Origin of the sequence: Asaia astilbis JCM 15831 (genome assembly GCF_000613845.1) — a bacterium.
Classification (GTDB): Bacteria; Pseudomonadota; Alphaproteobacteria; order Acetobacterales; family Acetobacteraceae; genus Asaia; species Asaia astilbis.
Genome location: NZ_BAJT01000002.1, coordinates 145,497 through 167,197 on the forward strand (window position 1 = coordinate 145,497; position 21,701 = coordinate 167,197).

Sequence of the window (21,701 nt, forward strand, 5' to 3'; positions counted from 1 at the left end):
TGGAGAAGATCTCCAGCCAGGCCATGCTAAAGGTCAGAACGAGCGATTGACCTGCATGAAGACGTAACGTCCGATCATCGCGCCTGAATAGATTGCGTTGGCGGTATTCGTCGCTGTGTCGAGAACAAATGGCGGGTTTTTATCGAGGATGTTGTTCACACCCGCTTCGAAGTTCCACTTGTTCCAGCGGTAGTTCACTGTCACGTCATGCGTGAAGATGCCCGGTGTCCGCCATTGTCCCGCAGTAGCTGGTGTCAGATCCACCGACATGTCATTCCAGACCATACCGCCTGTGTAATGCAGCATGTAGGTGAAGGTGAAGGCATTATGCTGCCACGACGCGGTGGTGTAGTTGGTCACGCGCGGGATACCATTGGGCATACCCACCGCTGAAGACCCCTGGAAAAACAGCGCCCGGCATAGTTATACCATGATCCACCCGGCTCGTTCTGCTGCAGATAAGAGACGATCTGCTGAAGATTGTTCGACAGGGTCAGCGTATTTTCGCGATTGATGCGGAAGCGATAATCGAGATCGAAATCGATGCCCGAGGTCTTCAGGCCGCCCAGATTGTCGTAAAGCGTGCTGACATAATTGATCTGCTGGTTCGAAGACCGCACGATGTCCGAGCAATATTGCTGCGAAGAACCTGAATAGCAGGAGTCCAGAACATACTGCGCGGAGACCGCGTTGATCGCGTTCTTGATCGTGTAATGCCAGTATTCCACCGAAGCAGAGAGGTTCGGAATCCAGCGTGGCGTAATGACGGTGCCAACCGTATAGGTGCGACCCGTTTCCGGACGCAGGTTCTGGTTACCACCACTGATGGAGGGCACCTGACCCGAATTGGCAACTTCGAATGTCGCAGGGTTGATCCCCTGTCTCATGCATGTCGCCACCACTGTCGGGTTGCTGGCACCCGCGCAAGGATCATTGGCCGCCGCATAGCCAAGCGATTGACCCTGATAGAGCTCGTAAACATTAGGCTGACGATAGGACGTGCCAAGTGTCGCGCGGAACCGGATGTCGCGGATCGGAGCCCAGTTGATGCCGACTTTCCAATTCTGTGTGTTGCCGAAGGTGTTGTAATGCGACCAGCGACCCTGCGCGTCGACCGTCAGATCCTTCGCCAGAAACGCGTCGCGTAGCAAAGGCAGCTTGGCCTCGCCATAGATCTCAGTCGCGTTAAACCCGCCCCCCGTATAAGATTGGGTGTTACCAGTCGTATCGCCATTAACTGCCAATGGATCGGGCGCATAGCTGAGCTGCTCGCTACGACGTTCAAGCCCGAAAGCCAGCCCCAGAGCGCCACCGTGCTGATACGGCATCTTGACGACCTTGTCGTTGTTCACACGGAAGTTGAAATCGCGGATCATATATTGTGAATGATCGTGCTGATTGAACTTTGCGTAAGAAGCTCCCTGCTGCGACATCGGCGCAAAAGGGTTCTGCAGCGTGCATCCCGATGAGGCCTTACACACGCTCGGGTCGTAGACGACGGCGCTGCTGGCGTCGGTCGGATCGACCTGACGAATACCGTATTCTTCCTGAATATGGCGGTAATTACCCATATTATTGGTATCGTAACGCGCTTGGCTCACGCCGTAACCCATTGACGCATCGTAGTACCAGTTATGCGTGATCAGGCCGTTCATCCCGCCTGTGATCTGCAAATTATCAGTCGCGTATTCCTGTCGACGATCGCCCAGATCGGTATAACGCTTCTGGACGATGGCATCGACACCGAACGGATTATAGGGTGCCCCAGCAGGCAAAGTCAGCGGGTTGGAGAGCTGTGACGGATAGATCGAGCCGGCAACGGGCGACGGAGCCAGTGAAGCTGCGGCTGTCTTATGCGCGTAGCGCACATTCGCATAGATATTGAAGTGCTCGCTGAACTTGTAATGGGCATCGCCGGACAGAACCGAGTTCTGGACGTAATTGGTGAGGCTCTGGTTATTACCGTAATTATAGCGATTGGCCGCTGTGTATTTCGAGAAGCTCGACCCGTCTCCATTCGAAATCAGACCGGCGCCGGGACCGCTGAGCACGCGCGTATTTGCCGTGTATCCCGAACCATAGATCGGGGCGACGCCAGGGTCGTTCGAGGCCTGAACGAGACGCGACCAATCGCGGTCTCGCTGCATGACCGGGCCCTGCGTCAGATACTGACCAGACAAGGTGATGTTTCCCTTGTCGTGATCGAAATTCCAGCCTTTATAAGCGGAGATGAGCCCGGTGCGTGAGTCACCCTGATCTGTAATACCACCACGAATGGTCATGCCGCCTGTTGTCAGGTCATGACGCAGCTTGATGTTCACCACACCCGAGACGGCATCGGCGCCATAGAGCTCTGAACCGCCATCCTTAAGGATTTCGACACTCGCGATCTGCTCGATGGGGATCGTGTTCAGATCGACGCAGGCGGCGCCGGGATCCTGTGCGACACGCTTGCCGTCGACCAGGACAAGAACACGTTTCGAGCTCAGGTTACGGATATCCGTGCACGAAACTCCACTGAATCCATTGGTCTGGGTGTTGGACGCGCCCGCACTGCCAATGGAGGGAAGACGCTGAAGATAGTCACCGAGCGTCGTGGCTGAAGTCTGCTGAATCTGCTTCGCAGTGATGATCTGTACCGGATTGGCATTCTGGTTGTTCGAGCTGCGAAGCATGGAACCCGTCACAACGATGTTCTCGCTCCCGCCCTCGCTCACCCGGCTTGAAAGAGTCCGTGCGCGTGCCGATGGTTTGGCAGCCGGCACCGCAGTGGGAATAGCGGCGCGACTGCCATCATTGACGAGGACCTTTGTCTGTTTCGCTGAGCCCTTGGACGCATGAGTGCCAGGAAGTGTGTGAGATTGGGTTTGCGTCGCAGCCATCGCGGCAGGAAGACCGCACCAGGACGACGTCAGAACGGTTGCCCCGAGAATTCTTGCGAGGATCGAATGACACTTCATGTAAAAAGCTATCCATTCTTTATCAGTTATCAGATGCCAATGTTCTTCCGTCGCAGAAACAATACCGGTTAAGCAATGGCATTCGGTTACAAGAACGCCAGTTTCGTCACAAGACACCGATACAGTTGCATAAAAGCAACAATTACTAATATAGGTAAACGATCTTCGGTGCCAAGAAGAAACAAGAGAAACGAAACATAAGCACAGTCACTCTGGATCACCCGAAGATTAATCTGACGGTCGCGTGAGTTTCTTACTGCACTTGATATTCCACCCTCTCTAATATTTAATCGACATCACTTAATTGAGAACAGTATGAGTGTATTCTCATCATCCCTGAATTCAGGATGATCAGTGGCGAAGGATGTGCAGCGATATGACGAGGACTTGCGTCGACCCCCTTCCCTCGCCCGATCAAAATGCCGCAACTTCAGCAGCCTTAAAGCTCACACTCTTCGGAAATCTGTTGAACCTTCGAATATTTCATGGAACGATATTTTGACGTAACAAATGACACGGAAATAGCATTCGCTAGAGGGAGCCATTATGAGCGAAAAAACAGTTATCCTGATCGCGTCTCTGATCGTCGCTTACTTTATTCCGACGATCATCGCGGTCGTGATGCGTCGGAGTTATTATCGGAGATTGTTTTTCGTCAACCTGGCCTCTGGCTTCACGTTCTCAGGATGGCTCGGAACGCTGACATGGGCTGTATCGAATAACCCCGAGCCGCTGACGAAGAAAAACAGTCCGAAGTCGAGATATGCTTATATTTTCCTGATCGGAGTTTTTATTCTTGAGGCCGGGATCGCTGCCTATGTCAGCAGCAGAAAGCATTTTTGAGCCCGACCTCGAAGGGCCTGCTGGCCAACCCGCCTTAATCCTCGCTGGGGGGAGTGTATGGTGCTTCAGACGACTGCCAACGATTGAGCAGTAGGGAATTACTGACAACCGACACCGAGCTCAGCGCCATGGCACCCCCCGCTATCGCCGGGCTCAGATAGCCACAGGCCGCCAGCGGAATTGCTGCAAGATTATAACCGAAGGCAAAGCGAGATTCTGCCTGATCTTGCGGACTGTGGCCTTCGACAACGACAGCGCGTCCGGAATGGCCCGCAGATCCGAGCGCATCAGAACGAGATCGGCAGTCTCCATCGCCGCGGCCGAGCCCGAGCCAATCGCAATGCTGATATCGGCTGCGGCCAACGCCGGTGCGTCATTGATGCCATCACCCGTCATACCGACAACTTGCCCGGGCCGACGCAACCCCTCGATCGCATCGACTTTCCCCTCAGGTTTGAGGGCCGCGAATACCTGATCGATACCGATCTCCCGGGCAATCGCCTCCCCCATCACGGGAGTATCGCCTGTCAGCATGACGGACCGAATGCCCTGCCTATGAAGCACATCAATGACCCGAAGGGCCTCGGGACGAATCTGGTCCGAGAGGCCAATCGCCCCCAGATAATCGTCATCCCGCGCCAGACAGGCAATTGTCTCCGGCCCTTCCGAGGACAGAAGCTGAGTCGTATCGACGCCCGAGTTAGTCAAAAACGCCGGTGTTCCAACCAGATAGCGGCGCCCGTCGCTCCACGCCTCAAGGCCACCACCGGGGATCGCGCGAAAGCGCTCCATCTTCGCCGAAGGGTCAATTCCTCTCTCCTGCGCCTCACGACAGATCGCCTTTCCGAGAGGGTGCTCCGAGTTCAGTTCGAGAGCTGCGGCAAGGGCCAGGAGCTCATCACAGCTGACTCCGTTAGCCGGATGAAGCGAGTGCACCCGAGGAGCCCCCATCGTGAGAGTCCCGGTCTTGTCGAAAGCCAACACATTCAGTCGATGTACCCGCTCGAGCGCCTCGGCATTGCGAAAGAGAATACCCGCAGACGCGGCTTTCCCTGTCCCGACCATCAGGGCAGTCGGCGTGGCCAGACCGAGGGAACAGGGACACGCAATCACAAGAACGGAAATCGCTGAGACAAGGCTCCAGCTTGCATTGCCGGTGATAGCCCATCCGATCAAAAACGTAAGGACCGCGATGATGATAATCGTCGGCACAAAAACTGCCGAGACGCGATCTGCCATTCTTTGGATCGGCGCTTTCGACCCTTGCGCTTTTGAGACAAGCGCCACAATCCGGGCCAGAGCGGTTTCGCTGCCGAGCGACGTGGCTCGTGCCCGCACTGCGCCCGTCGTATTGAGCGTCCCGGCATAGATGATGTCACCCTGACGGCGCAGGACCGGGTTGGCTTCACCGGTCAGCATCGACTCATTGATCTCTGTCTCGCCGTCGATCACCTCACCATCGACCGGCACTGCCTCTCCCGGACGAACGAGAAATACATCGCCCTTACGTAAAGACGACACGGGACAGGTGACGATTGCCTCCCCCTCAACCCGATTGGCGGTCTCAGGCTTCAGATTGAGCAGAGCCTCAAGCCCCGCCGCAGCATGGTGACGCGCCCTCGCCTCAAGCAGACGCCCAAGCGAGACCAGGAGGATGACAAAAGCACTCGCCTCGAAATAGACAGGCAGATCAAGATCAAGGAGTGTGACGATCAGACTGAAGGCATAGGCGATGGTCGTGCCGAGACAGACGAGCACATTCATGTTCGCCGCGCCGGTCCTCAAAGCGTGCCACGCACTCCGGTAAAAATGACGCGCTGAATAGACCTGCACGACCGATGCACAGAGACACTGGATCCATATCGGGACAACGCCATGCTGACCGAAGGCCATGCCGCTCATCTCGACGATAAACGGCAGGCAGAACACAGCGGTCAGCCAGAGATCGACCCAGGCACGGTTTTGCTCGGAAGCAGGATTTGAACCGGGAACTTCGTCGCGCGCGGGTGCCGCGGAAAATCCGGCTTTCTCGATTACCGCAACGAGTTTTTCTTCCGTCGCGGCGCCGGAAATATACCGAATTTGCGCCCGCTCGGTCGCAAGATTGACTGAGGCCGCTACTCCTGGGAGCCGGTTCAGCACCTTCTCGACCCTGGCCGAGCAGGCAGCGCAGCTCATTCCGGTAATCTGAAGCGTCGTGTCCACATGCACGAGCCCAAAACCGGTTTTCTCGATTACTTTCTCGATCGCCGCCAGATCGGGAGCTTCGGCCTTGCGCGCGATCACCGCGCGGGACGAGGCAAAATTAACCGACGCCTCGATCCCGGTTTGTCGGTTGAGCACTTTCTCCAGACGTGAGGCGCAGGCAGCGCAGCTCATCCCTGTGACTTCAAGATCGAGACTTTGAACGGTCATTCACAACACTCCCCGCGCTCGCCGACACATGATCTTGCGCCTGCCCCCGTCAGTCCGACTCAGTCCCGGACGACGTCAAACCCCGTCTCTTCAATCACTGTCTCGATCGTGGCTCTTGGCAGCGGACGCTCCCCCAGCGTAACCGTCACAGCGCCCGTCTCATGGCTCGCCGTCACGGCCTGAATGCCCGGAATTTCGGAGAGTGCTTTCTCCAGCTTGCCTGAACATCCGCCGCAGGACATGCCGTCGACCTGAAAATGGAGTAGTCCGCTCATCTCAAATACCTCTTCACTGCGTTGACGCCCTGAAGTTAGGGATCAAAGCTGTTGCAATCAACTCGCAGCTCTGAGAGATTTAAGGCCTGACCGCAAATCAAGGATCCCATGCCGCGCCTTCGCCAGTCCCTCTGGATCGTCTTTGTTCTGACGTTCTGCCTCGTTCTGCGCGGTGCCTTGCCTGCGCAGGCGGGAGGGGTTGGGTGCGCGTCATCGCATCACTCACTCGGCATGTCAGCCATGCCGAATGCAATGATGTCCGGTCAAGGCGACTGCATGGAGCCACACAAGAAGGCCCCGCCTCACCCGGCCTCGCACGGCCATGGATGCACGACGACTTGTCTGCCCTCCATGTCCTGCATTTCCTGCTTCTCTGTCCCCCCGGGCACCTCATTCAGTGCGTCCTTTGCGACTGACGAGGCGCGCTTCGATATGCGGACATCGTCCGTGTTGCTCGGGCACAGGGTTCCACCCGATCTGAGACCCCCCAGAACCTCCTGAAGCTTTGACCCTCACAGACCCGATCAATGCCCGGGTCTCGTCTTGTCTCGCTCAGGAATTATCTGATGATTATGCGTTCCCGCCCCGGAACCGGTCTGTCCCGTCGGCATTTTGTCACGGGTCTGACGGGCCTTGGTCTTTCGGCCTGCACCCGGGCCCCTGCGCCTTTCCCGGCGTCGCCCCTTGTCGATGCCTCCGCCATCCCTGCCACCGCAACCTCGCGCCATACGCTCACCGTGGATACAAGACCCTGGCAGATCGGCTCACGCATCGGACGGGCCTTTACCGTTAATGGCAGCGCGCCTGCCCCGACGCTCCGCTGGCGCGAAGGCGATGACATGGTCCTCGAGGTCCAGAACCGCCTCAGTGAGCCGACATCGATCCACTGGCACGGGATCAGACTTCCTGCGAATATGGATGGGGTCCCCGGCATCAGTTTTGGTGGTGTGCCTGCGAAAGGCGCGTTCACCTATCGCTTCCCGGTTCGGCAGTCCGGGACCTACTGGTACCATAGCCACTCCGGAATGCAGGAAGCACAGGGGCTTTTTGGCGCGCTGGTGATCGACCCGATCAGCAAACCGATCCACACCTATGAGCGTGATTACGTTCTCGTGTTGTCCGATTGGAGCGACGTCGCTCCGCATGACATCATGAGCAATCTCAAACAACAGGATGACTATTATAATTTCCGTCAGCGCACTGTGGCCTCCCTGTTTGGAGAAGCCAAAGAGAAAGGCCTCGGCAACGCGCTCGATGACCGCCTGACATGGTCTCGTATGCGGATGGCGGCAACCGATATTTCCGATGTCAGTGGCGTCATCTATAGCTATCTGATCAATGGCGAGGCCCCGGATTCAAACTGGACAGGTGTTTTCACACCAGGCGAACGGATACGTCTGAGGGTGATCAACGCTTCGGCCATGACTCTTTTCGACTTTCGCATCCCCGGTCTGACCTTTTCCGTCATCTCGGCCGACGGATCAGATGTCGATCCTGTGACGGTCGAAGAGTTCCGCATCTCACCGGCCGAAACCTACGATATCATCGTGCAACCCACAGATGGCCGCGCCTGGACCATCTTCGCGCAATCTGAGGACAGGACCGGCTACGCCCGTGGCACCTTGGCTCCGAAAAAGGGCATGAAAGGCGCGATCCCGCCTATGGATCCGCGCCCGGTGCGGAGCATGGTCGATATGGGTATGGGGCACATGGATATGGGCCATATGCACGGCTCGGAGTGCGGCATGAGCGGCATGAGCGGCATGAGCGGCATGAGCGGCATGAGCGGCATGAGCGGCATGAGCGGCATGAGCGGCATGAGCGGCATGAGCTCGACTGACAAGCCTGCGTCAACCCCAAAAGAGGCCCCGCCAGCGCCGGTGATCGACGATCCGGGACCGCCTCCGAAAAACGTCGAAAACCAGATTGTCGCCGTCAATCCGATCGACAGACTGGGCGAACCGGGTGACGGGCTTGAGCATAATGGTCGCAAAGTCCTGACCTACGCCATGTTGCGCGCCCTGCGCCCTGCGCCGGATCAGCGCCCGCCGAGCCGCGAGATCATCATGCATCTCACGGGTAATATGATGCGCTATATCTGGGGCTTCGACGCAAAGAAATTCTCAGAGTCCTCCCCCATTCATATCAAGCTCAACGAGCGTGTCAGAATAACCCTGATCAACGATACGATGATGGAACACCCCATTCATCTGCATGGCTTTTGGAGCGAGCTCGAAAACGGTCAAGGCGAGTTGAGACCCAACAAACACACGATCCTGTCACAACCGGGGTCGAAGCTCAGCTATCTCGTGACAGCGGACACTCCAGGGATGTGGGCGTTCCATTGCCATCTCATGTATCACATGCATCTGGGCATGTTCAGAACAGTGGTGGTGTCATGAGCACGTTTCACCGACACCTGCTTCTGGCTCTGATCACTCTGGCAAGTCTTTCGCATGCAGAGGCCTCTTCTATGGCCGACTCAATGGCCAAGCCTTCATCGACCACACCCGACCCGTCGATGGCCAATTATATCGACGACATCATGCCGGTCATGGATCAGGAAATCTGGGTTCATGGCATCCTCAACCAGTTTGAAGGACGCCTTGCGGGCACGAATTCGAATTTCCGATGGGACGGAGAAGCTGGGTAGGCGGCGATTACAACCGCCTCTGGTTGCGGTCAGAAGGTACAGTCTCCAAGGGCCGCATGGGGGATGGCCAGCAGGAGGTGCTCTATAGCCGTTCGGTCTCAACCTATTTCGACGTTCAGGGCGGCGTGCGTGTCGATCTCGATGACGGACCGACCCGAACCTGGGGGGCATTCGGCCTGCAAGGGCTCGCGCTCTACCAGTTTGAGGTCCAGGCGACCGCTTATGTCAGCGACCGCGGACGGTTCGCAGGGCGCTTCGAAGGGTCGTACGATATCCCGATTACGAACAGACTTATCCTGCAGCCTCAGATCGAGCTCAATCTCTACTCGAAAGCAGACAAAGGACGCGGAAATGGTGCCGGGTTATCTTCGATCGATACCGGTTTGAGACTGCGTTACGAGTTCTGGCGCAAATTCGCTCCCTATGTCGCCGTCACCTATGATGGCTACCTGCAACAGGCACGACGCTTCGCCCGCGACCGTGAGGACAGCGCTGGCTCCGTCCGGCTGACCTTCGGCATCAGAAGCTGGTTCTGAACATCCTGCAAGAAACCACCTCCAGACCGTCAAAAGGGTCTGCAGGTGGTTCTCGTTGGCGCACCAATCCTAATGCCTTTGCAAGGGCTTCAAGTCCGAAAGCGCAAATTTTTCGGGGCTAGGCTCTGCCGCATCGCTGACTTGAGCGGCGGCTCCATCGCTTTGAAGAAGACGCGTTTTCAACCTTTGTCGTTACGGCCTCTCGATTGCCCCCGTTCCTCAGTCCACATGCATGGTTCAAGATATTCATAGTAATAGCATGACTGCATTGGAGGATGCTGAAAGCACAGCGAGAGAAGATTGGTCGAATTTAAACGCAATGTTACAAAGTTCACAATCACGTAAGCTTCTCTTAACCTAATCGGACTTTGCAATGATAATTACCTCCCAATTATAATTGGGAACCATGGAGTTCATCGACAGTCAAATTTCAGAATGAAAAGAACGCAAATCTATTTGATCATCAGTTTTTATGAACTACGACAATGTTACCTGGAGTGTTAAGATTATATAAACTTGGATAAATTAACCGTTCGCCCGCGTTACATTTCGTGGCGCCTGGATTTTTTCCGCAAGACTTCTTTCTAGGAGAAAGCGTGGAATTTCCATTCGAGAGTTAGCGAAGCGGAGCGTCGTGGTTTGATCAACAAGAAGTTCTATTTTTATTTTGCCTTTATTACCATTACGCTCAGCAGACATGACACGTTCCTTATGGGGACTGCCCTTGCCAACTGCAACGGAACTTCTGGAACAGTAACGTGCACTGGAACAACAACATCTCGCGTTGGAGCTGGCTCAGGCGACCCGATAACGACTTTAAATGTCTCCTCCGGCGCCGTCATAAGCACGCCCGGTGTCTCCATAAGTCTGGGATCGGGAACCTCGTCGAACCAGAATGTCATCAACGTCGATGGTACGGTGCAGAATCAGGGGAGCGGCGCTGGGCCTTATGACCTCGGCCCAAATGTTATCGAATTTGGAAGCAACACGACTGTCAATGTCGGCAAAACCGGCACGATCGAGCAGCTCGGCGGAGATAGTGGCGGAGAAGCGATCAACGTCACAGGTGGCAATAATACATTCAACAACTATGGTACCATTCAGACAGCGACTTCCTCGACATTCTGGTTTGAGGGAAAAGACTCCGCCACGTCCGATATGCGTAATACGATTGAAAATTATGGCTCAATAAGAGCAGGCAGCACGGGAAATGACACGCTCCTCGGGTTTGGAACTGCCGGAAGTATTTCCTTCACAAATCATACCGGCGCGACGGCCAAGGGCAATTTGAACTTTGGAAGCGGCGGCTCCATCTCGAACGTAGCGACGTTCTATACGGGCTCCACTTTCACGGGAAATATCTCAGGCGGCGGAAATGCCGACATCCTGAATTTGACCGGTGATGGCGGATCATCCAATCTAGGTACCGGAATTACCGGCTTCGGTACGCTTAACAAGACTGGCACCGGAACTTGGACGGTAGGCGCCAATGAGCCATTATCTCAGCTCGGTTCTTCTCTTGCGATGAACGTCGACGGCGGTACTCTGATCCTGGCCAGCGATACCTCCTCCAGCCAGACAAAGGCGACAATCAATTCAGGCGGCGTCCTACAGCTTGGCAATGGCGGCACCGCTGGCTGGCTCGACAGTGTCTCATCGAATGACGGAACCCTTTCCTTCAACAGATCAGATACCAAGACATATTCTACCGCCATAAATGGATCTGGCTCCATAATCCAAGGCGGAACCGGCACCACGATACTCTCTGCCAATAATGGTTTTACGGGCGACACTACAATCTCTGCCGGAACGCTTGCCCTGAGCGGGGCAGGCTCAATTTCGACGTCTTCAGGTGTCCATAATAACGGCACTTTCGACATCTCCGGAACGTCTTCTTCAAGCTCGTCAATCAAGGCATTGGACGGGAACGGCAGCACGATCCTGGGAGACAAGACACTCGTCTTGACAGATGCCAACTCGACTTTCGGCAACACCTATTCGGGGATCATGTCAGGCCCAGGTGGGCTGACCATCGAGGGTGGGACGCAGACGCTGTCAGGGCTGATACGTACACCGGAGACACGACGGTCGCCGACAATGGACAGCTGAACCTTCCAGGGTCGATCGCATCCGCTCTGATCAACGCCGGCACGACAAACATCGATGGCGGAACGATTGGGGGAAAAACGACAAACACGGGAACCCTGAACGCAAAGAACGCGACGCTCGCCGATATCGATAATGGGACCGGTCAGGCAACACTGACCGACAGCTCCGCCAATTCTGTGACCAACACACAAGGCGCTACCTTCGAAGCAAATGGCGGCACAATGGCGACAGCGAGCAACGCTGGCACCATGACGCTCAAAACGGGTAACACCGTTACCGGCGATCTCGCCAATAGTGGTGACCTCACGCTCAACGATAACGCGATCAACGGAAAAACCACCAATACGGGCGCTTTAAACGCTCTGAACGCCACGCTTGCCAACATCGATAATAACGCCGGTCAGGCAACGCTGACTAACAGCACCGCCGACGCCGTAACCAACGCACAAGGCGCGGCCTTCACAGCGACAGGCGGCACACTTGCTCAGGCAAGTAACGCTGGCACCATGACACTCGATGCGGGCAACACTGTCAGCGGCAACGTCACAAATACCGGCGATCTCACGCTCGACGGCAGCACGATCAAAGGAACACTCGCAGCGCAGTCCGGTACTTTTACCGTTGCACCCAAGGTGGCAAGACTTGCTCGCTTGGCTCGCGCAAACGTCAGATCGGGCTCTACATCTGCTGCTAAAAACAATGCAGAGATCGGCTCATTAAGCGGTGCGGGCAATGGCACGCTCAATGGCAGCCTCACCCTCACCGCAGCTGAGGATGACTATTCGGGGGTTATGTCAGGTCCCGGAGGGCTGACAGTCGAGGGAGGAACGCAGACTCTATCGGGTGCGAACACCTTTACTGGCAACACGACAGTCGCGCGTAACGCGGAACTCATCCTACCAGGGTCGCTCGCCTCGGAAGTGATCAACGCGGGTACGATGACCGTCAATAGCGGCGAGGTTGGGGGGAATACCGCCAATACAGGGACCATCAACGCTGATAACGCTACATTTGCTGACATCGACAACAATGCCGGTCAGGCAGTCTTGACGAACAGCACCGCCAACACCGTAACGAACGAGCAAGGTGCCACATTCACGGCAACAGGCGGGAAATTAGCCAGTGCGAGCAACGCCGGCACGATGAATCTGACTGCCGGAAACGTTGTAACGGGTGACGTCATCAATAGCGGCGACCTGTCCCTCGACAGCAATTCAATCGCGGGGCAAACCGTCAACACAGGGACCCTGAACGCTGAAAACGCCACGTTGACCGACCTGGATAACAATGCCGGTCAGGCAGCAGTAATCAATAGCTCGGTCGGCACCGTGACCAACGCTCAAGGCGCAGGTTTCACAGCGGCGGGCAGCAGGCTGACCTCTGCGAGCAATGCCGGCACCATGGCACTCCAGTCCGGTAATATCGTCACTGGTAACGTCATCAACAACGGCGACTTGACACTTGACGGCAGCTCGATCAGGGGCACGCTTGCCGCACAATCGGGTACCTTTACGATCTCGCCGGGGAACGCTCAGGCGGGATCGTTGAGCGGTGCAGGTAATGGCACGTTGAACGGCTCTCTGAACCTTACCAATGCAGTGGACACCTATTCCGGCGTGATGTCCGGCCCGGGAAGCCTGACGATAACCGGTGGTACACAGACATTGGCCGGTGACAATACCTATACCGGAACGACCAAGGTTTCATCGGGCGCTCTTTATGTAAACGGCAATCAGCAGGCTGCTACAGGAGCAACAACGGTTTCAGCGGGCGCACTCGTAGGCGGCTCTGGCACGATCGGGGGTGATGTTTACATTGGCGACAACGGAACCCTCCTTCCCGGCGCAAGCAGGACAACCGTTGGTACCCTCACAATCAATGGTAATCTCACGCTCGCTGGAAATGCCGTCCAGAACTTCAGTTTCGGGCAGGCCTATACCGAAGGAGGTCAATATAATGATCTCGTGCGGGTAAAGGGGAACTTGAACTTCGGCGGCATACTGAATCTCACAGCCCCATCGAGTGGGCCGGATGTCGAGAGAATTGCTCACGGATTTGGCTTTGGCAACGGCGTTTACCGTGTCTACACCTACGGCGGCACATTGGCTGGGGCGCAGATTGCGCGACTTGGCTTGGTGTCTCCTGCGACAGGCACCACAATCGGCCTGCAGACGGCGGTCAACCACCAGATCAACCTGATTGTCAGTGATGGAACACTAACCTTCTGGGATGGCGGAAACACCAAAAACCACGGAACTGACGGCTCGTCCGGAAACGGGACGATTGATGGCGGTGACGGCTCCTGGACCGCGTTGAACGGTGCTGGTGACAATAACTGGACCGATGCAGCAGGATCCAGAAACCAGCCTTGGGCGCAAAAGCAGTTTGCGATTTTCGAAGGGCCTGCTGGTAAGGTGACTGTTATCGGCAAAGACACCAATGGTAGCCCTGCAAAAGTCATGTTCAGCGGGATGCAATTCGCTAACAATGACGGGAGTGCTTACACGATCACGGGCGACGATCTTTACGCAACAACTGCCAGGACGGTCATCCGCGTTGGCGATGGAACAGGTCTCGGCTCCAAAATCACCGCCAACCTGGACACCGTGATTGACGACCGCGACGTCAAGGGGGGAACATCCCTCGTGAAAAGCGACGCTGGATCGCTTGTCATCACAAAGGACCAGAGTTACTCGGGTGCCACCGAAATTGAAGGCGGCACATTGCAGCTTGGCAATGGTGGCACATCCGGCCAGATTTCCAGCAGCTCCGCGATCCATAACGATGGCGTCCTCGCAATTGATCACAGCAATGCCGTGACCTTGGCACAGGCAATAGACGGCAAAGGCTCGCTGGTTCAGTCAGGTTCCGGGACGACGACCCTGACCGGCCAGAACAGTTATTCGGGCAAAACCTCCATCGCTCGCGGAACTCTCAAAGGCTCCGGCCGGAGCTTCGGCTCCAGCGCGATCGACATTGGCGAAGAAGGCACTCTTGCCCTTGATGAACAAGGTCGCAGCACTTTCGATAATACCATTTCGGGAGCAGGCCTGCTGAAGAAACTCGGCACCGGGACATCAGTGCTCACTCGAGACAATGACAGTTTCAGCGGTGCGGTGGATGTTACCGAAGGCGATCTGAGCATCAATGGGTCAATGCGCTCCGCCACGTTCAACGCACGACAAGGTGGCACGCTTTCAGGCACGGGCACACTCGGTAAGACGACGATCGGGGCCGATGGACGGCTATCGCCTGCAGGATCAGGTTCCTTGGGTGAGCTGACCGTGGACGGCAACCTGACCATGCAGCAAGGATCGACCTTGCTGTGGACGGCGACGGTCAGCAGACGGGTCTGACCCTGCAGCATCAAGGTCACCCCTATATCAGGCTCGCCAGCGATCTCGTGAAGGTTCAGGGCGCGGTCACTCTAAATGGTGGAACAGTCGCTTTGAATGTGAAGAGCGGTTCCATTCTGAACCTCAATCGTGGGTACAAAATCCTTCAGTCAACCGAGGGTGTCACAGGCAAATTCGACCAGCTCTCCACCAACATCACGAGCGACTATCTCTATCTGTCGCCAGCGCTGATCTATTCGGGAAATGACGTTGATCTATTATTGAATCGTAATTACGTCAGCTTTTCGGCAGCAGGGATATCGCGCAATCAGATTGCGGCAGGGCATGCGATCGACGGCCTCTCAGGAAACAACGCGTTGCCATCGGCTCTGCTAGGCCTCGACAAACGTGATGCCCGTGCGGGCCTGGATGGCAGTCTCAGGCGAATTGCACGCCTCGATTCGTTCTGCACTGATCGAAGATGCCTCCCAAATCAGGGAAGCTGTCAATGAAAGGCACGAAAGCGCAGATTGTGACGGCGGCGGCAACGCGCTGTCGATGCGCACGATTTCTGGTGAAAAGGGCTCACGCAAAGGACAATGTTACTCGGATCGTGCTGTTTTCTGGACCACGGCTTATGGCAGCTTCGGCCGTAACTACGGGAACGGAAACGCCGCCACTCTGAAACACACCAATGCTGGTTTCCTTATGGGCGCAGATGCACCGGCATTCGAAACGGCTCGGTTCGGTGCAATGGCAGGGTACAGCAATTCGACGTTCAATGTCGGTCAGGGCCGAAACTCGTCAGGTCAGAGCAACAACATCTCTATCGGAGGATATGCCAGCAACCATTGGAATGCACTCAATGTGCGTGCCGGAGCAAGCTATACATGGAGCATGCTCAGCACACGCCGATCGGTAGATTTCAAGGGATACCAGGCTCGCGCCTCAGTGCTTCCTATCTTGCTGGCACAGCTCAGGCGTTCGGCGAAGTCGGGTACAAGATCAGCCGGAAAAATGCCCGTATCGAGCCCTTCGCAGGCATCACATACGTTAACCTTCAGACCGACAGCTTCAGAGAGCATAACGGTTCCGATGCTCTTCGCGGCAAGGCCATGACGACGGGTGTGACATACTCAACCTTCGGCGTCCGGGCTTCTGCGGATTATCGTCTCGGCAAGACGATGATCACCCCTAATCTGATGGTCGGCTATCGTCATGCATTCGGCCTGACAACCCCGACAAGCTCTCTCCGATTTGCGAATTTCAGCACAGTGTCTCTGGATACGGCAGGCGCACCTCTGGCAAGCGACGTCGCCATGGTGAACGCAGGCCTCAGTGTCAAACTGACTGACCGCATCGATTTTGGCTTGGTGTATTCTGGCCAGTATGGCGTTCAGGCGATCGATTCCGGCGCAAAAGGAAGTTTCAACTTCAAGTTTTGAGCCTCAGTTTCCTTTTCGTACGTCACCTCCAGTCGCAAGGTGCGTTGTCTCGTCACAGCGCACCTGTCCTACGCGATGTGCCTCGCAAGAAAGGCACATCCGCGAAGATCCGAAATCCACGCAAGGCGCGAAATCTGAGGCGGACCCTCTTTTCATAGAGAGTTCGCAAATGTGGATATCAATCACTTAAGATGTAATTTATACACTACAGAATAAATATATAATCTATATTGAAACATATTCATTAATATATGCGTATTTTCATTTATTTAAATATGTTAATACATAGTCTATCCTGAACTTCACTTAATTAAGTCGGGATAACAACGTCTCTACATTCTACCGTTTGTTACCTCGGCCTGGCGTTTCCCAATATGTGGCAGAAAAACCACTTTCCGCCGACCAACGTCGGGTTGCTTTCGGAATTGGATCAATCCGCATTGTCATATTATGAAATATTGATAGGACGGCTGGACCGGCCATTCACGAGGCCAACAATCAGACCAAAGAATGTGCGCGATGATGATTGTCTCAAAAATCGGGAAGCTCGGCTCCCTGTGGGCTGCTGGGACCATCCTTGGTGGCTGTTTTCTTACCAGTCAGGCCTACGCTCAAACCGCGGCGACACTCGATCCCACGGAAAAAGTCACGGCCTCCCCAAAACAGACAGGCACAACTGTCGATAGCCCGGCCAATCTGTATGGCAGCCCCTATGACCGGGGACAGCCGACGCTTGGCACGGTCCGTCATCCTGTGGTGCCCGTCCCCGGTAACGAGGCGCTGTTTCCGGCAAGTTTTTCCGACTGGCTGCAACAACCGAGCATGACGGGTGACTGGGGCGGTCTTCGAACGCGCCTCCAGAACATGGGCATCACACCGCAAGGTCACTATCTGCAGGATAGTGCGGGCAATCCGACCGGCGGACGGGCTCAAACAGTGCGTTATGCACACGAAGTTGCGCTCGGCGCCGACGTCAATTTCGCTCAGCTGACCGGCCGTAACTTCGGACTGTTCCATATCCTGCTTACAGAGCGTGCGGGGCTCGGTATCGGGCAGCAGCTTCCCGCGCTGAATAGCCCTCAGCAGATCTTCGGCTCAGGCGAGACAATCCGCTTTACCCGGCTCTCATGGGAAATGCAGTGGAACCGGTACGCAGACACGGAAATAGGCTGGATCAACACCGAGAACGATTTCGGTCAGTCCACGATGCATTGGGGCATGAACCTCTACTGCCAGTTCGAATCCAACGCGATCTGCGGTATGCCTCAGGCCATCGCAAGCAACTCGGGCTATGGCTATTACCCGACCGCCCATCCCGGGGCCATGGTCAAGCTGTTTCCGTTCGGTGATGAGCGGATGCTCGTTTCGGCCGGTATCTACAATGTCGACCCGACGATCTCTAACACCGGATATGCCTGGAAGATGTGGCTCCACGGCTCGACCGGTGCCTATCTTCCTTTCCAGGTCGGCTGGCATCTCGGTGGCACCGACAGCAAGGGGCGACTGCCCACCAATATCAAAATCGGTGGGTACTGGGATACGTCTGAAGTCAAGAACGTCTACTCCCAGCTCGCCGGGTTCGAACTCCCGACGACCGTCCTCGGCAATCTGCCCGTCGACAAGGTACGGGGCCGTTACGGCGGATGGTTCATGGCCGACCAGATGCTTCAGCGCGACAAGAGCGACCCTTCGCGCTCAACCGTTGCCTTTCTCTCTTTCACCTGGGGTGATCCGAGAACGGCAATTGCGCCCTATTACGTGACATGGGGTGTCGTCCGGAAAGGCACGTTCTGGAACCGCCCGAATGATACCATCAGCATTGGTGGCAAGTTCAACTTCGTAAACCCGAAGCTCGGCGCCTATGTCGGTGCCTTGCAGGCAACACAGACCCAGGACACGGGTCTGCTGAAGCCGAGCGGCGAACATGCGGGTGAAATCAACTATGGCTGGCGCCCTGCCCCATGGCTGACCATTCGCCCAGGTGTTCAGTATATCTGGCATCCAGGCGGCACAAATCGCTATAAAAACGCGTTCCTGCTCGACCTCGAAACCGGTGTCAGCTTCTGACAACCACTGCTAGTGGCCGCCCCCTGCAACACCCTCGGACCTGAGGGCGATTGCAGGGAGGCACCACAGAAAAGCTGCCCGCTTCCTTAAGGGAAAAACATCGTTTATCCCCTAGGCTCGCGTGAGGCAGTGATTTCATAAAACTATCACCAGCGAATTATATCTTTCTGTTGCTGCCCCCGGTAAAACGAGCCGTCATCTAGATCTATCGAGGTCACACCATGCAGCTTACCCGAATTTTCGGCGCTCTTTCCCTTTCTCTGGCACTGACCTGCGGCGTGTCACACGCGGCGACCATCACGGGCGCTGGCTCCAGCTTTGCCGCGCCGATTTACGGCGCCTGGGGCGAAACCGCAAAGAAGGCTATTGGCACGTCCATCAACTACCAGAGCGTTGGGTCGGGTGCGGGCCAGAACCAGGCTATCGCTCGCACGGTGGATTTCGGCGCTTCCGACAAGCCGATGGACGCGGCGAAGCTGGATAGCAGCAAGCTCTATCAGTTCCCGACGGTCATGGGTGGCATTGTCGTCATCGTCAATGTCCCAGGCATCGCACCGGGCAAGCTCAAGCTTGATGGCCCGACCCTTGCCGGTCTTTACGATGGCTCGATCTCGACCTGGGATGATCAGCGCATTGCCGCTCTGAACCCGGGCCTCAAACTGCCGGATTCAGATGTCGCTCCGCTTCACCGCGCCGATGCCTCGGGCACGAGCTACGTCTTTACTTCTTATCTCTCCAAGGTCTCGGCCTCCTGGAAGGGCAAGTTCGGTGCAGGCACCTCCATCGCCTGGGCTGGCGGTGCAGGCGCACGCGGCAACGATGGCGTTGCTGCCGGTGTCAAGGAATCCGAGGGCGGCATCGGCTATGTCGAATATGCCTATGCCAGCCGTAACCATCTGAACATGGTCCAACTGCGTGACCATGACGGCGCCTTCATTGCACCGAATGCCGCATCGTTTGCCGCCTCGGCAACCCATGCCGACTGGTCACACGCCGACCATTATGCTGTCGATCTGCTGGACATCGCCGGTGCCAATGCCTGGCCGATCATGAGCGCGACCTTCGTTCTCGTACCGACGAACCCGGCCGACGCGACGCAAGGCAAGGCCGTGAAAGACTTCTTTTCCTACGCCCTAAAAAGCGGCAACCCGGACGCGATCAAGCTCGATTACGTCCCGCTGCCGCAATCGGTCAAAGACGCCATCGTCTCTGGCTGGCCGAAAAACTGAGGCCCATCATCCAGCGGAGATTTTCTCCGCCGGATCGATCTCTGGTCACAGACAGGGGCGCTCTCGGGCGCCCTTTCTGTTTTTGGTTTGCCGTCTCGATCCTTCGCTTTACTCCATCCCGAACTCGGGGCAGGCCCTGAGACGATCGATCTGCCGGACCAGATCCGGAAGCGAAGCAGCCTGCATTTTTCGCATCAAACTGGCGCGCCGCACCTTGACGGTGATCTCACTCAGTTCGAGTTCTGCTGCCGTCTGCTTGTTGAGCAATCCGGCAACGACACGATGGGCCACATCCCGCTCTCCCGCAGTCAGCCCCGCCCATCGTTCCATCAGAACCCGGCGTTCGCCTTCGCTCGCCAGCCTCGCTTCGTCCAGAACCAGCCCCCGATGGAGCGCGTCGAGCAGATCGATATCCCGAAAGGGCTTGGTGAGAAATTCTATGGCTCCATTCTTCATCGCCTCGACGCCCATAGCGATATCTCCATGACCGGTGATGAAGATGACCGGCGTCGAGGCACCCTGCTCCAGAAGCCTCCTGTGGAAATCCATCCCCGAAAGTCCTGGCATGCGGATGTCCAGAACGAGACAGGACGGCCCCTCCACGGGCTCCGCCCTGAGATAGGAATCTGCATCGGAGAAACATCTGACATCGTAGCCGACCGACATCAGGAGGTCTTCAAGCGCCTGTCTGATGGACGCATCATCGTCGATGACCTGAACGCAGGCGTTCCGTTCTTTCAGAACACTGTTCCCCGTCATGCTTTTGCCCTCCTGACAGACCCATCCGCCCTTGCTGCAGGAATACGAAAACAGAAAGCCGTCCCCTTCTTCTGGTCCTGCATCACCCAGATCTGACCCTTGTTGGCCTCGACAAGGTTGCGGCTGATTGCAAGACCGATCCCTGTTCCGTCCTGCTTGCTGGTCCAGAATGCCTCGAACAGATGAACGGCAAGACCGGGGGGATCCCTGCCCCATTATCCTCAATCCTGCAGCAGGCATGGTCTTCTTCATGCCAGATCCTGATCTCGACGAGACCGTCGGCCTGTTTCGTTTCCCGGATTGCATCGATCGCATTAGCTAAGAGATTACCGATAATCTGCTGGATCTGGACCGGATCGGCATGCGCAAGAACAGGCTCATGCATCTCGACAAAGCGATGAGTGATCCCGTGCTGGTCGAGCCTGGAGCGCATCATCCGCAAGACGTCCCTGACAGCGTCCCCCAACGCAAAGCGCTTCGCCTCCGGCGTGCCACCTTTGGTCAGTGCACGCATGCGGGAGAGAATGGCAGCCGCTCTGACGGCATCTTCCTCGATCCGAGTCAGCGCCATGCGCGCGCGCGCAAAATCGGGCGCAGGAAGCGAGAGCCATCGCGCGCAGGCCTGACTGCTCATTGTCACAGCGGCAAGAGGCTGATTGAGTTCGTGCACAATCGACGTTGTCAGCCCGCTCAGTGTCTGGGCTGTCGTGACGCGCGCCAGACTTTCCTGCGCACGCAGGGCGATGTCTCTCGCATGGAGCATCTTGAGCGCAAGGCAGGCAGTAATCACGATCGCCGCCGTACTCAGCCCCAGATTGATCAGCCCGCTCGGGACATTACCTCTGACCGTAAAGAAAAAGCTCACCACCGCCAGAGCAAGGCAGAGAAGGGCCAATCCCGCCAGATAACCCCGACGGATGACAAGAGCGGCATAGAGAATGACGACGGTATAGAGCACCGGCATCGCCACTTCGTAATGCGTCAGTGTGTCTGCCACGAAAATCACCACGACAAGGGCAGCGAGACAAAGCGGATGCAAATAGCGTGAATAACGATGTGCTGGCATGGCGCCCTC

16 protein-coding genes and 2 pseudogenes are annotated in these 21,701 nt (G+C 56.3%); 11 read left to right on the top strand and 7 right to left on the bottom strand.

What is annotated here, in order from left to right; all coding sequences use genetic code 11:
• Window positions 1–33: 33 nt before the first annotated feature.
• Window positions 34–381 carry a TonB-dependent receptor gene (locus JCM15831_RS23195; protein WP_051528241.1) on the bottom strand — a complete coding sequence of 116 codons (348 nt, stop codon included), beginning with the start codon at window positions 379–381 and terminating at the stop codon, window positions 34–36.
• Complete coding sequence (locus tag JCM15831_RS15940) at window positions 357–2,960, bottom strand: TonB-dependent receptor plug domain-containing protein (protein WP_051528242.1); 2,604 nt, start codon at window positions 2,958–2,960, stop codon at window positions 357–359. Before JCM15831_RS15940 ends, JCM15831_RS23195 begins: the two co-directional genes overlap by 25 nt.
• 546 nt (window positions 2,961–3,506) lie before the next feature.
• On the opposite strand from JCM15831_RS15940, the gene JCM15831_RS02130 reads away from it, so the two are divergent.
• Window positions 3,507–3,803: a superinfection immunity protein gene (locus JCM15831_RS02130; protein WP_025822388.1), complete on the top strand. Its 297-nt coding sequence runs from the start codon at window positions 3,507–3,509 to the stop codon at window positions 3,801–3,803.
• 153 nt (window positions 3,804–3,956) lie between these two features.
• Here JCM15831_RS02130 and JCM15831_RS15945 read toward each other — a convergent pair whose 3' ends face one another.
• Window positions 3,957–6,218 carry a heavy metal translocating P-type ATPase gene (locus JCM15831_RS15945; protein WP_051528243.1) on the bottom strand — a complete coding sequence of 754 codons (2,262 nt, stop codon included), beginning with the start codon at window positions 6,216–6,218 and terminating at the stop codon, window positions 3,957–3,959.
• Window positions 6,219–6,277: 59 nt separating this feature from the next.
• Window positions 6,278–6,493 carry a heavy-metal-associated domain-containing protein gene (locus tag JCM15831_RS02140; protein WP_025822390.1) on the bottom strand — a complete coding sequence of 72 codons (216 nt, stop codon included), beginning with the start codon at window positions 6,491–6,493 and terminating at the stop codon, window positions 6,278–6,280.
• Window positions 6,494–6,601: 108 nt separating this feature from the next.
• Between JCM15831_RS02140 and JCM15831_RS02145 the strand changes: the two genes are divergently transcribed.
• From JCM15831_RS02145 to pstS, 10 genes and pseudogenes are all read left to right on the top strand, one after another.
• On the top strand, window positions 6,602–6,994 hold the full coding sequence (locus JCM15831_RS02145; protein WP_025822392.1) for a hypothetical protein: 393 nt from the start codon (window positions 6,602–6,604) through the stop codon (window positions 6,992–6,994).
• 65 nt (window positions 6,995–7,059) lie between these two features.
• Window positions 7,060–8,895, top strand: coding sequence for a copper resistance system multicopper oxidase (locus JCM15831_RS02150; protein ID WP_025822393.1), 1,836 nt, complete (start codon window positions 7,060–7,062; stop codon window positions 8,893–8,895).
• Between the two features lie 83 nt (window positions 8,896–8,978).
• Window positions 8,979–9,682 (top strand): annotated as a pseudogene (locus JCM15831_RS15950) (copper resistance protein B).
• A 639-nt stretch (window positions 9,683–10,321) separates the two neighbouring features.
• A complete protein-coding gene (locus tag JCM15831_RS02160; protein WP_025822394.1) occupies window positions 10,322–11,791 on the top strand; it encodes a beta strand repeat-containing protein in 1,470 nt (489 codons plus the stop codon).
• A gap of 176 nt (window positions 11,792–11,967) precedes the next feature.
• Window positions 11,968–15,147: a beta strand repeat-containing protein gene (locus tag JCM15831_RS02165; RefSeq protein ID WP_156938700.1), complete on the top strand. Its 3,180-nt coding sequence runs from the start codon at window positions 11,968–11,970 to the stop codon at window positions 15,145–15,147.
• Entirely contained in the window at window positions 15,117–15,638 is a 522-nt protein-coding gene (locus JCM15831_RS02170; protein WP_025822396.1) for a hypothetical protein, read from the top strand. The genes JCM15831_RS02165 and JCM15831_RS02170 overlap by 31 nt, the downstream gene beginning before the upstream one ends.
• Before the next feature lie 46 nt (window positions 15,639–15,684).
• Window positions 15,685–16,005 (top strand): annotated as a pseudogene (locus JCM15831_RS23830) (autotransporter outer membrane beta-barrel domain-containing protein); the annotation flags it as partial.
• 11 nt (window positions 16,006–16,016) lie between these two features.
• The gene (locus tag JCM15831_RS02175) at window positions 16,017–16,571 is read left to right on the top strand and encodes an autotransporter outer membrane beta-barrel domain-containing protein (RefSeq protein ID WP_025822398.1); all 555 of its coding nucleotides are present in this window, start codon (window positions 16,017–16,019) and stop codon (window positions 16,569–16,571) included.
• A 522-nt stretch (window positions 16,572–17,093) separates the two neighbouring features.
• Window positions 17,094–18,638 carry a carbohydrate porin gene (locus tag JCM15831_RS02180; RefSeq protein WP_084490519.1) on the top strand — a complete coding sequence of 515 codons (1,545 nt, stop codon included), beginning with the start codon at window positions 17,094–17,096 and terminating at the stop codon, window positions 18,636–18,638.
• 221 nt (window positions 18,639–18,859) lie between these two features.
• Window positions 18,860–19,867 carry a phosphate ABC transporter substrate-binding protein PstS gene (pstS, locus tag JCM15831_RS02185; RefSeq protein ID WP_025822402.1) on the top strand — a complete coding sequence of 336 codons (1,008 nt, stop codon included), beginning with the start codon at window positions 18,860–18,862 and terminating at the stop codon, window positions 19,865–19,867.
• Between the two features lie 108 nt (window positions 19,868–19,975).
• On the opposite strand, the gene JCM15831_RS02190 is transcribed toward pstS, so the two are convergent.
• Genes JCM15831_RS02190 through JCM15831_RS15955 form a run of 3 tightly spaced genes read right to left on the bottom strand, consistent with a single transcriptional unit; the run spans window position 19,976 to window position 21,692 of the window.
• Window positions 19,976–20,626: a response regulator transcription factor gene (locus JCM15831_RS02190; RefSeq protein ID WP_051528244.1), complete on the bottom strand. Its 651-nt coding sequence runs from the start codon at window positions 20,624–20,626 to the stop codon at window positions 19,976–19,978.
• Window positions 20,623–20,766, bottom strand: a complete 144-nt coding sequence (locus JCM15831_RS23835; protein WP_373277601.1) for a hypothetical protein — start codon at window positions 20,764–20,766, stop codon at window positions 20,623–20,625. The genes JCM15831_RS02190 and JCM15831_RS23835 overlap by 4 nt, the downstream gene beginning before the upstream one ends.
• A complete protein-coding gene (locus JCM15831_RS15955) occupies window positions 20,709–21,692 on the bottom strand; it encodes a sensor histidine kinase (protein ID WP_051528245.1) in 984 nt (327 codons plus the stop codon). The genes JCM15831_RS23835 and JCM15831_RS15955 overlap by 58 nt, the downstream gene beginning before the upstream one ends.
• Between the last annotated feature and the right edge of the window lie 9 nt (window positions 21,693–21,701).